This is a genomic window from Streptomyces sp. NBC_01320 (assembly GCF_035974375.1).
Classification (GTDB): domain Bacteria; phylum Actinomycetota; class Actinomycetes; order Streptomycetales; family Streptomycetaceae; genus Streptomyces; species Streptomyces yanii.
Genome location: NZ_CP108390.1, coordinates 9,532,751 through 9,549,070 on the forward strand (window position 1 = coordinate 9,532,751; position 16,320 = coordinate 9,549,070).

Sequence of the window (16,320 nt, forward strand, 5' to 3'; positions counted from 1 at the left end):
CGAAAGCGACCCCGAAACATTCGACAGAGGTGCGGTCATGCGGTCGGGAATTTTCACTCAGGGCACACGTGCGGCGAGATGGACCGCGGCAGGCGCCGCCATGGTCATGGCCGGGCTGCTGGCAGGTTGCGGATCCGGCAGCGGCAGCGGCAGCGACGGCGGAACCATCACCGCCTATGTCTACGGTGATGACGCGGTCAAGGTCCAGCAAGCTGCGGTAACGGAGTTCAACAAGACCTCCAAGGTCAAGGTCAAGCTTGTCTCGGTCCCCGGCACCGACTACGTGAACAAGCTCCGCAGCTCGATGGGCTCGCCGAGCGCCCCGGACATCTTCTTCAACTGGGGCGGCGGTTCGATCAAGCCCTACGTCGACGCCAAGCAGCTGGTCGACCTCACGTCGACCGTCAACGGCGACGCAGAGCTCAAGGACGGATTCCTTCCGTCGATCATGACGGCGGGCGGCCTCGACGGGAAGATCTACGGGGTGCCGATGCGCGGCATGCAGCCCGTGATGCTCTTCTACAACAAGACGCTCTTCGCCGAGAACAAGGTCGAGGCCCCCAAGACCTGGGAGGACCTGCAGAAGGCCATCACCACCTTCAAGGCCAAGGGCATCACGCCCTTCGCCCTCGGCGGTTCCGACAAGTGGCCCGAGCTGATGTGGATGGAGTACCTGCTCGACCGGATCGGCGGACCCGAGGTCTTCAAGAAGATCCAGAACGGCGACAGCTCCGGCTGGGGCGACCCGGCGGTACTGAAGGCGGCCCAGACCGTCAAGGACCTCGTCGACCAGGGTGCTTTCGGCAAGAACTTCAACTCCGTCGACTACGGCAACGGTGGCGCGCCCACGCTTCTCAACAAGGGCAAGGCCGCCATGCACCTCATGGGTTCGTGGGAGTACTCGACCCAGCTGGGCAAGGCGCCCGAGTTCGCCAAGAAGGACCTCGGCTGGACCGCCTTCCCGACCGTGGCCGGCGGGGTCGGCGACGCGGCGGACGTGGTGGGCAACCCCACCAACTACTGGTCGATCAACGGGCGCACCAAGCACAAGGACGCCGCGATCGCCTTCCTCAAGACGATGGCCTCGCAGAAGTACGCCAAGGCGCTGGTCGACAACGGGGACATCCCCACCACCTCCAACGCGGCCTCGATGCTGAGCACGTCGCCCAACCCGCAGTTCGCCAACGACCAGTACAGCCTGGTCCAGAAGGCGCCCAGCTTCACACTCTCGTGGGACCAGGCTCTGGAGTCCCAGTACGCCACCCCGCTGCTCACGGAGCTCAGCAAGCTGTTCGCCGGCAAGTCCAGCCCTGAGCAGTTCGTCGCAGCGATGAAGGCCGTCAAGTAAGAATGTCCGCTCACACTCCGCACCCGAAGATGCGCGGAGGCAGGAAGACGGCCGTCGGCAACGTCGGCCGTCCCCCCGTCAGCTGGGCCCTGCCCGGCATCCTCTTCTTCGCCGTCTTCGCGATCGTCCCGCTGGCGATCGCCGTGTATCTCTCCTTCTGCAAGTGGGACGGGCTGAACTCCCCGACCTCGGCCGGCCTGGACAACTGGACCCGGCTGTTCAAGGACCCGGAAGTCCGCCAGGCCGCCTGGCTGAGCCTCCTGCTGACCACCATCAGCTGGGCCTTCCAGACCCCCGTGGCACTGCTGCTCGGGGTCTGGGCGGCAGGTCGCCAGCGCAGCCGGGCCGTGCTCTCCGCGGTCTTCTTCGTCCCGCTGCTGCTCTCCACCACCGCCATCGCCATGCTCTTCCACGCCCTGCTGGACCCCAACTTCGGCGTGATCAAGGAGATCGGGCCCTGGTTCGGGATCGACCCGAACGTCATGGGATCGTCCACCGGCGCCCTGCTCACCGTGGCGTTCGTCGGCGGCTGGCAGTTCATGCCGTTCCACACCCTGATCTATCAGGGCGGCACCCGGCAGATCCCCCAGGTGCTCTACCAGGCGGCCGAGATGGACGGCGCCGGTATGTTCCGGCAGTTCTTCCACATCACGCTGCCGCAGCTGCGCAACACCATCACGACCTCGTCGGTCCTGATGATCGTCGGCTCGCTGACGTACTTCGACACCGTGCTGATCATGACCAAGGGCGGTCCCGGCACGGACACCACGGTCCTGCCGTATCTGATGTACCGGACCGGCTTCCAGACCTACGACCTCGGCTACGCCGCGGCGATCGCCACGGCCCTGGTCGTGGTGGCCACCGCCCTGTCGCTGGTCCTGGTCCGCTTCAGCGGATTCGGGAACATGCGGTCCACCCGGGAAGGTATGTGATGTCAGTCGACACCCGCCACGCGGCGCCGACCGTGTCGCCCGCGTTCCGAACCCGCCTGGCCACAGCCCGCCGCCGGAAGCGGTGGGGCAACCCACTGGCCGGTCTGGGCTCGCTGGTCTGGCTCGTCCTCGTGGTCGTACCGCTCTACACGCTGATCTCCTCGTCCCTGATGCACCAGGACGAGGCGCTCAACGGCGACCCGCTGGCCTTCCCGACCAACCCCACGCTCGACAACTACAAGACCGTGTTGGACAGCGGCTTCTCCACGATGCTCGGCAACACGGTGATCGTCGCCGCCTCCACCGTGGCCATCGTGCTGGTGCTCGCGGTGCCCGTCGCCTACGTGGCCGTGCGCACCCGCAGCCGGCTCTCCTCGCTCGCCTTCCGGACCTTCCTGCTCGGCGTCGCGATCCCGGCGCAGGCGGTGATCGTGCCGCTGTATCTGCTCATCGGCAAGATGGGGCTCTACGACAGCCTGCCCGCGATCATCCTGCCGACGGCGGCTTTCGCGATGCCGGTGGCGGTACTGATTCTCAGCGGCACCATGCGCGATGTCTCCGAGGAGATGTACGAGGCGATGGCGCTCGACGGCGCGACGCCCCTGCGGATGCTGTGGCAGCTGGCGGTACCGATGTCGAAGGGCGGCATCAGCACGGTGGCGATCTACACGGCGCTCCAGGCATGGAACGGCTTCCTGTTCCCGCTGATCCTGACGCAGTCGGAGGAGAACCGCGTACTGACCCTCGGTCTCTTCAACTTCCAGACCCAGTTCGGAGTCAACATCCCGGCCGTGCTGGCCGCGATCGTCCTCTCCGTCGTGCCGATCTTCGCCGTGTACCTCGTGGCACGGAAGGCGCTGATCAACGGACTGATGGGGGTGGGCGGCAAGTAGCACACCGACGCCGCCCCGCACCACCGCACTCATGAGAGACATCTCACGTGCCTAAGAAGTCAAGCTGCGACGGTCAACACCGCTGCCGAGGAGGTGAAGGCATGCTGTTCGTCGAAGAGTTGTCCGGTCTGCAAGCAGTGGTAGAGCTGGCCGATCATGCGGTTGAACAGGTGCCGCTGGGCCTGGGCATGCCAGTCCCCGTGCTCGCGTCGTCGGCGGTAGTGCGTGTCAGCCCCAGAAGAGGCTCTCAGCGAGGAGAAGGCCCAGAGAAATCCAGCGGTGATCAGTCGGTCGTTCTTGATGAAGCGCCGTCCGACGTAGCGTTTCTTGCCCGAAGCGCGAGTGATGGGAGCCGATCCCGCGTAGGCCTTCAAAGCGCGGGCGTCAGCGAAGCGGCTGCGGTCGTCTCCGATCTCGGCGAGCACCCGGGCGGCGAGCTGTACTCCCAGGCCGGGAAAGCTGAGGAGGATCTCAGCGTCCGGGTGCCGGCGAAAATGTTCCTCCACCGCCGTCGCGAGTTCCTCGGCGGCCAGGCAGGCTGCGTGCAACTGGCGTATCAATGCCAGAAGTTGATAGCCCATGGCATCCTCGACGGCCTGCGGCTGGTGGGCGTAGTCAGCGCGGAAAATGGTTCGCAGGCGATCGGCCTCGGCGTCGATGCCCCGGGTGCGGCCCGCGCGTTTCAGTGCCGCCCGCAGTTGGGCCGGGGTGAGTCTGGCGGCCCTGGCCGGGGTCGGTGCCGAGGTCAGCACCGCGCGGGCCTCGGGGCGGGCCAGGCCGTACTGCTTGCCCAGGAAAGCGTCCAGGGCGGCAGGGAAGAACTCCCGCAGCAGCGAGCGGACCTGGTTGACCAGCTGCTGACGCGCCCAGACCGCGTCTTGCTGGGCACGGGCGAGGACAGTGATCGCCCGTGCGAGATCGGTGTCGGCGGGCAGCTGGCGGTGCGCGTGTCCATCGGTTCGCAGGATGTTCGCCAGGACCAGGGCATCGCCGGCGTCGGACTTCTTGCGCGAGACACTGTGGCGGTCGCGATAGCGGGCCGCGGCGAGGGGGTTGATCGCGTAGATCGGCCGTGTTCCGGTGTTCAGGGCGGCAACGAGCAGACCCCGCCCGGTCTCGATGGCCACGGGAATCGGTTCCTCGGCGGTGTCGCCGTACTCGGCGAGCAGGTCCAGCAGCAGCCGGTAGCCCGCCGTGTCATCCGTGATGCGGCGCTTGGCCAGCAGCTGTCCGGTGTCATCGACCAGAGCCACGTCATGGTGACTCTCGGCCCAGTCGATCCCGCAGAACACGGTCACACGGTTCTCCATTCACTTGTTGTGTGCGCAGGTGGTGAGCCTGTGCGGGCCACGCGGCGACCTAATTCCAGGACTCTTCGGTCCGCCATCTCACTAGCCGTTCGCGGCACCAGCGCACCGCAGGGGCCTCCGTCTTACGAAGAGCTCGGCGGCTCGGGAGGAAGCGAAGAGGTCGCCCTGCGACGGGCTCACACCACAACGATCTACGTACGGGAGGCCGGGTTGGGTTCCGCAGCGGCCCGAAGACACCGGGCGCCACCGTTCTCTCATAAGGCCTCGACGGGCCGGGAACCGACAGGAGTCTGCCCGGTGCCCACGCGGCCGCTACGAACCCAACCCGCTTCAACAGTCCAGCAGCTCACCCACGAGCTGATCTGGAACCGCCTACACACGAATTAGGAACCCCTGCCCCCATGGCAATCCACCCTGTCCCGCACGCACTCCGAGCCGATCCGGCCACCGCCGTCGACGGCCCCTGGCGCGACCCTTCCCTCACCCCGGAGGAGCGGGTGGCCGACCTCGTCGCCCGGATGACCCTGGAGGAGAAGGCCGCACAGCTGTACGGAGTCTGGGTGGGCGCCGACGCCGACGGCGACGGGGTCGCACCGCACCAGAACGACATGGTCGACCCGGTCGACTGGGACGAGCTCACCACCCGCGGGCTCGGCCAACTGACCAGACCGTTCGGCACCGCCCCGGTGGACCCCGGAGTCGGCGCCGTCTCACTGGCCCGTGCCCAGAAGCGGATCGTGGAGGCCGGACGGTTCGGCATCCCGGCGCTCGCCCACGAGGAATGCCTCGCGGGCTTCACCGCCTGGGGCGCCACCGCCTATCCCGTCCCGCTGTCCTGGGGAGCCGCCTGGAACCCGGATCTGATCACCGAGATGGCCCACCGCATCGGCCGCGACATGCGGTCGGTGGGCGTCCACCAGGGACTGGCACCCGTCCTCGACGTGGTGCGCGACCTGCGCTGGGGCCGGGTGGAGGAGACCATCGGCGAGGACCCGTACCTGGTCGCCACCATCGGCACCGCGTACGTTCGCGGCCTGGAGTCCGCCGGCATCGTCGCCACGCTCAAGCACTTCGCCGGATACGCCGCGTCGGCCGGCGCCCGCAACCTCGCTCCGGTCCGGTCCGGAACGCGGGAGATGGCCGATGTCACTCTTCCGCCCTTCGAGATGGCGCTGCGCGAGGGAGGCGCCCGTTCGGTGATGTCCTCGTACGCAGAGATCGACGGTGTTCCCGCGGCGGCCGACCCGGCGCTGCTCACCGAACTGCTCAGGGACATCTGGGGGTTCAACGGAACCGTCGTCGCCGACTACTTCGGCATCGGCTTCCTGGAAACCCTGCACAAGGTCGCCGCGGACCGCTCCGGCGCCGCCCGCCTTGCGCTCACCGCCGGGGTCGACGTGGAACTGCCCACCGTCCGCAGCTACGGCGATGCGCTCGTCGCCGCCGTGCAGGAGGGCGCCGTGGCCGAGGAACTGGTCGACCGGGCACTGCATCGCGTGCTGCTGCAGAAGTGCGAACTCGGTCTGCTCGACCCGGAATGGTCGCCGCTGCCGGCCGTGCTGGCCGGGGCGGACCCCGATCAGGCGCGTGAGACCGTGGACCTCGACCCGCCGGAGAACCGGGCACTCGCCCGGCAACTGGCCGAGCAGGCCGTCGTGCTGCTCGCCAACCCCGGCGATGCGCTGCCCCTGGGCGGCGACGGCCGGATCGCGGTTGTCGGGCCGCGCGCCGACGACGCCCTTGCCATGCTCGGCTGCTACTCCTTCCCCAGCCATGTCGGCGTCTCGCACCCCGAGGTGCCGATGGGCATCGAGATTCCGACCGTCCTGGAAGCGCTGCGCGCGGAGTTCCCCGGCGCGGACATCGGTTCGGCGGCCGGCTGCGACGTGGACGGCACGGACACCTCCGGCATCGAGGCAGCGGCCGAACTCGCCCGCCACGCCGATGTGTGCGTCGCCGTGCTGGGCGACCGGGCCGGGCTGTTCGGTCGTGGCACCACCGGCGAGGGCTGCGACGCCGCCGACCTCGCCCTGCCCGGTGTCCAGGGCGAGCTGCTCGACGCGCTGCTGGCCACCGGAACCCCCGTGGTCCTGGTGCTGTTGACCGGCCGGCCGTACGCGCTGGGCTGCTGGGCCGACCGGACGGCTGCCACCGTGCAGGCGTTCTTCCCCGGCGAGGAGGGCGGTCCGGCGCTGGCCGGTGTGCTCTCCGGCCGGGTGAACCCCTCCGGCCGGCTGCCGGTCAGTGTGCCGCAGGGTCCCGGCGGTCAGCCGTGGACCTATCTGCAACCGCCGCTGGGGCTGGCGAGCGGGGTCAGCAACCTGGACCCGACGCCGCTCCACCCCTTCGGACACGGTCTGTCGTACACATCGTTCGAGTGGGAGGCCGGCGCAACGCCCCCGGCCGAGATCCCCACCGACGGCTCCACCGACATCGAACTCACCGTCCGCAACAGCGGGGACCGCGAAGGCGCCGAGGTGGTGCAGCTCTACGTGCACGACCCGGTCGCCCAGACCACCCGCCCGGAAGCGCGGCTGATCGGGTACGCCCGAGTGCAGCTCGCCGCCGGGCAGGCCCGCCGCGTGCGGTTCCACTTCCATGCCGATCTGGTGTCCTTCACCGGTATCGGCGGCCGACGGATCGTCGAACCCGGCGATCTCGAACTGCGGCTCGCGACATCCAGCGCGGCCGACGACGTCAAGCAGACCGTGAAGCTGCGACTCACCGGTCCCGAGCGCACGGTCGATCACCGGCGCCGGCTCGTCTGCGACACGTCGATCGAACTGACCTGAATCTGCCCCTTGCTTGAGGGCCCGGGCCTCCCCGCTCCATCTGCGGGGAGGATCCCGAAACTTTCGACGCGGTACTTCCATCGAAGGGAAATGTCATGCGCAAGGCAAATCGGGCTGCCGTCGTCGGCACCGCCGCCGCAGCCCTGCTGGTCTCCACGTTCACCGTCGCCGCCAGCGCCACCCCCGAGAACGCCGCCCAGCACACCAAGCCGAAGAGCGACGCCGCGGCCAAGACCCTCGGCGCTCTGGGCAAGCGCGCCGATCTGCGGATCGGAACGGCGGTCGACATGTCGGCGCTCGCCTCCGACGCGCCCTACCGGGCCGAGGCCGCGGGGGAGTTCTCCTCCGTCACCCCGGAGAACGTCATGAAGTGGGAGGCCGTCGAGCCCCAGCGCGGCACGTACGACTGGGCCGCCGCCGACAAGCTGGTCGACTTCGCCAAGGAGAACGGCCAGCTGGTCCGGGGCCACACCCTGGTCTGGCACAGCCAGCTGCCCGCCTGGCTGAACAACGGCGACTTCACGGCCGATGAACTGCGGGACATCCTGCACCAGCACATCACCGACCAGGTGACCCACTTCAAGGGCAAGATCTGGCAGTGGGACGTCGTCAACGAGGCGTTCAACGACGACGGCACCATGCGGAACAGCATCTGGCTGCAGAAGCTCGGCCCCGGCTACATCGCCGACGCCTTCCGCTGGGCCCACCAGGCCGACCCCAAGGCCAAGCTCTTCATCAACGACTACAACATCGAGGGCGTCAACGCGAAAAGCACCGCCCTCTACGACCTCGTTGCGCAGCTCCGCAAGGAGCACGTGCCGGTTCACGGTGTCGGCATCCAGGGGCACCTGGACGTCCAGTACAGCGCCCCGCACGACATTGCCACCAACATGAAGCGCTTCGACGACCTCGGTCTGGAGACCGCGATCACCGAGGCCGACGTCCGCATCCCGATGCCCGTCGACAACACCAAGCTGGAGGCGCAGGCGGAGGCCTACGACGTCCTGCTGCGCGGCTGCCTGCTCACCGAGCACTGCACCGACTTCACGGTGTGGGGCTTCACCGACAAGTACTCCTGGGTTCCCGGCGTCTTCAAGGGGGAGGGCGCGGCGAACATCCTCGACGAGAACTACAAGGCCAAGGCCGCGTACAACGCGATGAGCGCGGACCTCACGCTGGCCGCAGGCAGGGACTGAAAGCCCACATGATCAACAGCGCGGAGGAGGCAGCACAGTGACGGACGGCCTCCGGATCCATGCAGTGACGATCACCCCGGTCGCCTTCCGTGACCCGGCCCTGCTCAACGCGGTCGGCGTGCACGAACCGTACGCCCTGCGTGCGATCGTCGAGGTCGACACCGGCGAGGGCCTCGTCGGCCTCGGCGAGACCTACGCGGACGAAGGGCATCTGCGCCGGCTGCGGGCCGTCGCGGACGCCCTCATCGGAATGGATGTCTGCGCGCTCGGTGCGATGCACCGCAAGGTCGCCGAAGTCCTGGCCGCAGACAGCGGAGTCGGTGGCTCCGGACTGACCGGGATGATCACCTCAAGCAGCGCCGTCGACCGGGTGTTCTCCCCGTTCGAGGTGGCTTGTCTGGACCTCCAGGGCAAGGCCGCCGGCCGCCCGGTCAGCGACCTGCTCGGAGGGGCGGTACGGGACTCCGTACCGTTCAGCGCCTACCTCTTCTACAAGTGGGCCGCGCATCCCGGGCAGGAGCCGGACGACTGGGGTGCGGCGCTGGATCCGGAGGCCGTCGTCGCCCAGGCGCGCCGGATGATCTCCGAGTACGGCTTCACCGCGATCAAGCTCAAGGGTGGTGTCCGGCCGCCCGAGGAGGAGATCGAGGCGGTCCTGGCGCTGCGCGATGCCTTTCCCGGGGTGCCGCTGCGGCTCGACCCCAACGCGGCATGGAGCGTCGGGACCTCGATCGAGGTGGCCCGCCGACTGGAGGGTGTCCTCGAGTACTTGGAGGACCCGACGCCCGATCTGGACGGTATGGCGCGGGTTGCCAGGGAGACGCAGATCCCCCTGGCCACCAATATGTGCGTCGTCGCGTTCGAACATCTTGCGCCCGCGGTCGAACGGGGCTCGGTCCAGGTGGTGCTCTCCGACCACCACTACTGGGGCGGCCTGCACCGCTCCAAGCTGCTCTCCGGCATCTGCGACACCTTCTCCATAGGGCTGTCCATGCACTCCAACTCGCACCTGGGGATCAGCCTGGCCGCGATGACCCATCTTGCGGCCGCCACGCCGAACCTCACGTACGCCTGTGACACCCACTGGCCGTGGAAGACCGAGGAAGTCGTGGAGCCGGGCACGCTCACCTTCGCCGACGGATCCGTGCGGGTTCCGCGGGGGCCGGGGCTCGGTGTCGAGCTGGACCGCGACGCGCTCGCCCGTCTGCACGAGCAGTACCTCAGCTGCGGTCTGCGCAACCGGGACGACACCGGCTACATGCAGCGGGTCGACCCCCATTACGAGAAGAAGACCCCGCGCTGGTGAGCCGCGGCGACCATCGGTTTTCGTACTCCGGCCACGTATCAAGGCATTTCAAGGAGCATTCATGGCTTGGCTCGACTGGGCCGCCCTCGGCGGCTACTTCCTGGTGATGCTGCTCATCGGTCTCTGGTCGCACCGACGCGTCGGTGACGTGAGCGATTACTTCACCGGCGGCGGCCGGATGCCTTGGTGGCTGTCCGGCATCTCCCACCACATGTCCGGGTACAGCGCGGCGGTGTTCGTCGCCTACGCCGCCATCGCGTACAGCTACGGCATCACCGTCTACGTCTGGGCGTTCCTGCCGCTCGCTCTGGGCACCGGTGTGGGGGCCTGGCTGTTCGCCCCGCGCTGGAACCGGCTGAGGCAGCGCTACGCGGTCGCCTCGCCGCTCGAATATCTCGCCAAGCGCTACAACGTGCCGACCCAGCAGGCTCTCGCCTGGAGCGGCGCCCTGCTCAAGGTGTTCGACGTGGCCGCCAAGTGGGCGTCGGTGGCCGTGCTGCTCAACGTGTTCACCGGTATGTCGATGACGACCGGCATCCTGATCACCGGCGTCGTCACCCTTCTGTACTGCACCGTGGGCGGGCTGTGGGCCGATGCGCTCACCGACTTCGGCCAGTTCGTCATCCAGGGCATCGCGGCGCTCGCCATGGTCTGGGTGGTCGTGGACCGCCTCGGCGACGGCATCTCCGGCCTTGGGCACGCTCTGGCACAAGCTGCCCGAGGGGCACGGCGATCCGCTGGTCGGCCCCTACACCGCCACCTTCCTCGGCGCGTATGTCGTGGTGAAGCTCTTCGAGTACAACGGCGGCATGTGGAACCTGGCCCAGCGCTACATGGCCACGGACACCCCGCAGGCCGCCCGCCGTTCGGCCGGGCTCTCCGCGGTGCTGTACGTGGTGTGGCCGGCAGTACTGCTCTTCCCGCCCGTCGCCGCGGCCGTCCTGCTGCCGGACATCGCCGATCCGCAGAAGGTCTACGCGCTGATGGCGGAGTCGTACCTGCCGGCCGGACTGGTGGGTCTGACGCTCGCCGGGATGTTCTCGCACACCATGGCCATGGCCTCGTCCGACGCCAACGCCGTCTCCGCGGTCGTCACCCGGGACATCATCCCGGCGGTCGTGCGCCGCGCCAAGGAACTGCCGCCGGCGACCGGACTGCTCATCGCCCGCGTGTGCACGGTCGTCTTCATCACCGTGAGCATGCTCGTCGCCATCGAGGCGGATCACTTCGGCGGGGTGCTGGGCATCATCGTCGGTCTGGTCGCGGCCGTGATGGGACCGATCTCCATTCCGATGCTGCTGGGGCTGCTGCCACTCTTCCGCAAGTGCGGGCCGCGCGCCGCCCTGTCCTCCTGGGCGCTGGGGCTGCTGGGCTACGTCCTGGTGAAGTTCGTGCTGGAAAGCACCGACCAGACCGTCGTCATCGTGACCCCGCTGGTGACCTCGCTGGTGGTGTACGTGGTGGTCGGTCTGCTCGGCCCGGAGCCCGACGCAACGGCCGACGCGATCGTGGCCGCGGTGTCGCCCGCCCCCGACGGTGACAGCGACGCCGAGCCGGCGGTCACCTCGGTGCCGCAGGCCGCCGTGCCCGGCACCTCCGACTGACCCACCCCCTATCCGACAACTCGTCAAAGTGCACATCCGGCCAATTTGTCATGGGTGTGAACAAAACTGGGAGAGCAGTATGGACAGGCACTTCCCGCAACACGCGAGCCGCAGAGCGATTCTGGGGCTCGGACTGGGGCTCACCGCCCTGACGGCAACACCTCTCGGCTCACTGCTCGGTCTCTCGTCGGAGGCCTTGGCCACCGCACCGGGCGCGACCGGGCTGCCGACCGACCCCGGCGCATACATCTCCTTCGCCCCCCGCTCCGGCAGCTTTCCGCTGGTCAGGGGAGGTGCGGCGGCCCCGATCCTGGTCAGCGACCGAGACTACGCGGGGGTCGTCCGGGTGGCCGGCGACCTCCAGGCCGACATCGAGCGCGTCACCGGCGTCCGCCCCGTTCTCTCACGGGGTGCGACACCGAAGGGCCGCGAGATCGTCATCGTCGGAACCATCGGCCGCAGCCCGCTGATCGACGGACTGATCGCCGCGGGCAAGATCGACGTCTCCGGCATCAAGGGCAAGTGGGAGACCAGCCTCCAGACCATCGTCGAGAAGCCGTTGCCTGGTGTGGACCGGGCCTTCGTGATCGCGGGCAGCGACCAGCGCGGCACGATCTACGGTGCGTACGACGTCTCCCGGGGGATCGGCGTATCGCCCTGGTACTGGTGGGACGATGTCGTCCCCGCGCACCGGGACGGGCTGTACGTCCTGCCCGGCCGCCACACCCAGGGCACCCCGGCCGTGAAGTACCGCGGGTTCTTCATCAACGACGAGAACCCGGCGCTCGGCACGTGGGCACCGGCATTCTTCGGACCTGGCAAGGCCCCCGGCTTCGAGGGCGGCTTCAACGCCGACTTCTACGCCAAGATCTTCGAAGTGATGCTTCGTCTGAAGGCCAATTACCTCTGGCCGGCTGTGTGGGGCCGCGCGTTCGCCGAGGACGATCCGAAGAACCACGCCACCGCGAAGGCGTACGGCGTCGTCATGGGCACTTCTCACGAGGCACCGATGATGCGCGGCATCGAGGAGTGGAACCGGCACGCGGTCGCCGCCGTCCGCGACAGCGCGGGCAACATCACCACCCCCGGTCACGACCCCTACGGCGGCACCGGCGAGTGGTCCTTCCGCCGCAACGCCGAGGCGATCAAGGCGTACTGGGCCGATGGCATCCGCCGGATGAAGGACGAGGACTTCGAGGGCGTCGTCACCCTCGGCATGCGCGGCAACGGCGACGTCAGCCTGCCCGACGGCGACGGCATCGAGCTGATGACCGAGATCATCGCCACCCAGCGGCAGATCCTGGCCGAGGTCTCCGGCAAGGACGTCACCACGATTCCGCAGGTGTGGACCCTCTACAAGGAGGTCCAGCGGTACTGGGACCGCGGCCTGCGGGTGCCCGACGACGTCACCGTCGTCCTCACCGACGACAACTGGGCCAACATCCGTAAGCTCCCCGACCTCAAGAACGATGCCCGCGAAGGCGGTTACGGCCTCTACTACCACTTCGACTACGTCGGGGTGGGCCGCAACTACAAGTGGGTGGACACCACGTCGCTGCCGAACATGTGGGACCAGCTCCACCAGTCCGTCGCCTACGGGAACCACGGTCTCTGGGTCACCAACGTCGGCGACCTCAAGGGCAACGAACTGCCCACGCAGTTCTTCCTGGAGTACGCCTGGAACCCCGACCGCTGGACCCTCGACCGGCTGCCGGAGTGGGAGGAGCAGTACGCCCGCCAGAACTTCGGGGAGCAGCAGGCCGAGGAGGTGGCCGAGGTGCTCCGTACCTATGCCCGGCTGCAGTCCCGCCGCAAGCCGGAGCTGCTCAACCGGAAGATCACCCTCGACCCGGCCAAGGACCCGGCCAAGGACCCGTCGGCGATCAGCTACGACGACCAGGCCACCCCGTTCAGCCTCACCGACTACCGGGAGCTGGAGCGCGTCACCGAGGAGTGGCAGCGCCTCGGGGCCGAGGCCGAGCGGATCGGCCGCAGCCTCCCCGCCTCCACCCAGGACGCCTGGTACGAACTGGTCGGCTACGAGGTGCAGGCCACCGCCAACCTGTACGCCCTGCGTGAGGCCGAGTTCAAGAACCTGCACTACGCGGCCCAGGGCCGGGCCCTCACCAACGATCTGGCGGCCGCCGCCGAGGCCCGGCTCGCAGACGACCTGGCGCTGGCGGACCGCTTCAACACGAAGGTCGCCGACGGGAAGTGGCAGGGGTTCCAGAGCCAGCCGCACATCGACTACGGCGATGTGGCCCGCTACGGGCCGAACGCCCCCTGGCAGCAGCCCGAGCTCAACAACGTCGCCATCAAGGACGTGCTGTTCCCGGCGGTCAAGCGCATCGACCTCCCGGCCGGCGCCGAGATGGGCGTGGCCGTCGACGGCTCGGACACGTGGTGGCCCAAGGAGAGCTCCCCGGCCGTGCTGCCGGCCTTCAGTCCGTACCAGAGCCAGGCCGCGCAGTACATCGAGGTGTTCAACCGGGGCGCCGCCCCGTTCGACTACCGGATCCGGACAGGGGCCTCCTGGCTCGTCGCCGACCGCGTCCGGGGCCGGGTCGACAAGCAGGACCGGATCACTTTCAGCGTCGACTGGTCACGGGCGCCCAAGGGTGTCACGGAGGTGCCGATCGCGGTCAGCGGTCCGGACGGCCGCGAGGTCGTCGTCCAGGCCGTGATCGACCACCCCAAGGAGCGGCGCTCGCAGCTCGAGGGATTCGTCGAGGCCAACGGGTACGTCTCCATCGAGGCGGACCATTACTCCCGTACCGTCGGCGGCAACGGGATCACCTGGCAGCGCATACCCGGCATCGGACGGACCGGCGCCGGCATGGAGCCCTTCCCGGTCACCGCCAACCGCCAGAGCCCGGGCGGCAGCAGCCCGCGGTTGGAGTACCGGGTCAGCCTGTTCACCACCGGGCCGGTCACCGTGCACGCGTACCTGTCGCCCCGCAACAACACGCTGGCGTCCGACGGCCTCACGTACGCCGTCTCCTTCGACGACGACGTACCGCAGCGCGTGAACGTCACGGCGGTGACGGGATCGGACGACGGCACGATGAACGTCCAGTGGGCGCGCAACACCTCCGACAACGTCAACCGCACCCGTACGGTGCACCACATCGGCCGGGCCGGTGTGCATGTGCTGAAATTCTGGATGGTCGACCCGACGGTGGTGCTGCAGAACCTGGTGGTCGACACCGGCGGCCTCAAGCCCAGCTACCTGGGCCCGCCGGAGAGCCTCCGGCTGAAGTGAGCCGTGGCACGGGCAAGGGGAGAGCAGAGCGATGAAGAGTGAGATCGAGGACACCGACGGACAGGGTGCGGTCCTGGGCGTGACCCCCGTTGGGGCGGGGGTCGAGGTCCGGGTGGCCAGTCCGTCGGGGGAGCTCTCACTGATCTGCACCCCTGCCCGGGCCCGGGAGCTGGCCGCGGCTCTCGCCCGTGCGGCGGACGAGACGGAGAGCGCGCAGTCGGCTGAGCCCGTGACCGTCAAGGCGGGGGAGCTGTGTCGCGGCGATGTGCGGGACGGCGACCGGGTCATGACCGTGGAAGCGGTCAGGGTCGACGGGGCCACGGCTCACATCACCTGGAAGTCGGGCGCCGGACGCAGCTGGACGCAGGGTTACGACGTCGATGCGGAGATCACGCTTCGGCGTCGCGCCTGAATCCTGAAGGACTGACCCACGCGGTGCATGAGGCCCCTCCTGAAGCCGGGAGGGGCCTCATGCACGCGTGTTTCGTTGTACGAGAACCTTCGTAATTTGACGAATCTCGTACTACGAGATGTATCGTACTAACGATCCTGCCGTTCCCGGCGAAACGGAGCCTGCCGTGAGTGTCCTTTTCGAGCCCTGCACCCTGCGATCGCTTGTCATACCCAACCGAGTATGGATGGCGCCCATGTGTCAGTACAGCGCGGAACCCGTGGGGCCGGAGGCCGGAGTCGCGACCGACTGGCACTTCGCCCACCTCGCTGCGCGGGCGATCGGCGGCACCGGCCTCATCCTCACCGAGGCGACGGCCGTCAGCCCCGAAGGGCGGATCAGCCCCGCCGACCTCGGGATCTGGAACGACACCCAGGTGGCCGCCCTCCGGCGGATCACCGCGTTCATCAAGAGCCAGGGCTCCGTCGCCGGCATTCAGCTCGCCCACGCCGGCCGCAAGGCATCGACGGCTGCCCCCTGGCTGGGCGGAGGGCCCGTGGGCCCGGACGAGCACGGCTGGCAGCCCGTCGCCCCCAGCCCGCTCCCGTTCGACGAGGGCCACCCCGTACCGCACGAGCTGACCGTGGACGAGATCCACGGCGTCGTCGAGCAGTTCCGCGAGGCCGCCCGCCGCGCCCGCGAGGCCGGCTTCGACGTCGCCGAGGTGCACGGAGCCCACGGATATCTCATCGGGCAGTTCCTGTCCCCGCACAGCAACAGGCGCTCGGACGAGTACGGCGGCAGCTTCGAGAACCGCGTACGGTTCGCTCTCCAGGTCGTCGACGCCGTCCGCGACGTATGGCCCGAGGACCTGCCCGTCTTCTTCCGGATCTCGGCGACCGACTGGCTGACGGAGAACGACGACGACGGCCGTGAGGGCTGGACCGTCGACGAGACGGTACGGCTGGCCAAGGAGTTGCAGGCGCACGGCGTCGATCTGCTGGACGTCTCCAGCGGCGGCAACGCTCCGAATGCCCGCATCACGACGGGACCCGGATACCAGGTCCCCTTCGCCGCCCGGGTGCGCGAGGAGACCTCGCTGCCCGTCGCCGCCGTCGGTCTGATCACCGAGCCGCAGCAGGCGGAGAAGATCGTGGCCGACGGGCAGGCGGACGCCGTGCTCCTCGGAAGGGAGCTGCTGCGGAACCCCTCATGGGCGCAGCATGCGGCGCGCGAACTGAGCGGTGAGGTCCACAGGCCCGATCAGTATCTGCGCGCAGTCTGAG

The 16,320-nt window shown here is 68.6% G+C and carries 10 protein-coding genes and 1 pseudogene; 10 read left to right on the forward strand and 1 reads right to left on the reverse strand.

Annotation, left to right across the window (positions count from 1 at the left end):
• Nucleotides 1-100: 100 nt before the first annotated feature.
• Genes OG395_RS43435 through OG395_RS43445 form a run of 3 tightly spaced genes read left to right on the forward strand, consistent with a single transcriptional unit; the run spans nt 101 to nt 3,173 of the window.
• Entirely contained in the window at nt 101-1,348 is a 1,248-nt protein-coding gene (locus OG395_RS43435; RefSeq protein ID WP_327249641.1) for an extracellular solute-binding protein, read from the forward strand.
• Between the two features lie 2 nt (nt 1,349-1,350).
• Complete coding sequence (locus OG395_RS43440; RefSeq protein ID WP_376666796.1) at nt 1,351-2,280, forward strand: carbohydrate ABC transporter permease; 930 nt, start codon at nt 1,351-1,353, stop codon at nt 2,278-2,280.
• A complete protein-coding gene (locus OG395_RS43445; RefSeq protein WP_327247824.1) occupies nt 2,280-3,173 on the forward strand; it encodes a carbohydrate ABC transporter permease in 894 nt (297 codons plus the stop codon). The genes OG395_RS43440 and OG395_RS43445 overlap by 1 nt, the downstream gene beginning before the upstream one ends.
• Nucleotides 3,174-3,232: 59 nt before the next feature.
• Here the strand turns inward: OG395_RS43445 and OG395_RS43450 are convergent, their stop codons facing one another.
• Nucleotides 3,233-4,483 carry an IS110 family transposase gene (locus OG395_RS43450; protein ID WP_327241299.1) on the reverse strand — a complete coding sequence of 417 codons (1,251 nt, stop codon included), beginning with the start codon at nt 4,481-4,483 and terminating at the stop codon, nt 3,233-3,235.
• A gap of 401 nt (nt 4,484-4,884) precedes the next feature.
• On the opposite strand from OG395_RS43450, the gene OG395_RS43455 reads away from it, so the two are divergent.
• The 7 genes and pseudogenes from OG395_RS43455 to OG395_RS43485 all read left to right on the forward strand — a co-directional run bounded on the left by OG395_RS43455 (nt 4,885) and on the right by OG395_RS43485 (nt 16,319).
• The gene (locus OG395_RS43455) at nt 4,885-7,275 is read left to right on the forward strand and encodes a glycoside hydrolase family 3 N-terminal domain-containing protein (protein ID WP_327247825.1); all 2,391 of its coding nucleotides are present in this window, start codon (nt 4,885-4,887) and stop codon (nt 7,273-7,275) included.
• A 95-nt stretch (nt 7,276-7,370) separates the two neighbouring features.
• Entirely contained in the window at nt 7,371-8,471 is a 1,101-nt protein-coding gene (locus OG395_RS43460; protein WP_327247826.1) for an endo-1,4-beta-xylanase, read from the forward strand.
• A 37-nt stretch (nt 8,472-8,508) separates the two neighbouring features.
• On the forward strand, nt 8,509-9,777 hold the full coding sequence (locus OG395_RS43465) for a glucarate dehydratase family protein (RefSeq protein ID WP_327247827.1): 1,269 nt from the start codon (nt 8,509-8,511) through the stop codon (nt 9,775-9,777).
• Nucleotides 9,778-9,838: 61 nt separating this feature from the next.
• A pseudogene (locus OG395_RS43470) lies at nt 9,839-11,381 on the forward strand (sodium:solute symporter family protein).
• Nucleotides 11,382-11,460: 79 nt separating this feature from the next.
• The gene (locus OG395_RS43475) at nt 11,461-14,643 is read left to right on the forward strand and encodes a glycosyl hydrolase 115 family protein (protein WP_327247828.1); all 3,183 of its coding nucleotides are present in this window, start codon (nt 11,461-11,463) and stop codon (nt 14,641-14,643) included.
• Between the two features lie 31 nt (nt 14,644-14,674).
• Nucleotides 14,675-15,055 carry a hypothetical protein gene (locus OG395_RS43480; protein ID WP_327247829.1) on the forward strand — a complete coding sequence of 127 codons (381 nt, stop codon included), beginning with the start codon at nt 14,675-14,677 and terminating at the stop codon, nt 15,053-15,055.
• Between the two features lie 166 nt (nt 15,056-15,221).
• Nucleotides 15,222-16,319 carry an NADH:flavin oxidoreductase/NADH oxidase gene (locus tag OG395_RS43485; RefSeq protein WP_327247830.1) on the forward strand — a complete coding sequence of 366 codons (1,098 nt, stop codon included), beginning with the start codon at nt 15,222-15,224 and terminating at the stop codon, nt 16,317-16,319.
• The last annotated feature ends 1 nt before the right edge of the window (nt 16,320 follow it).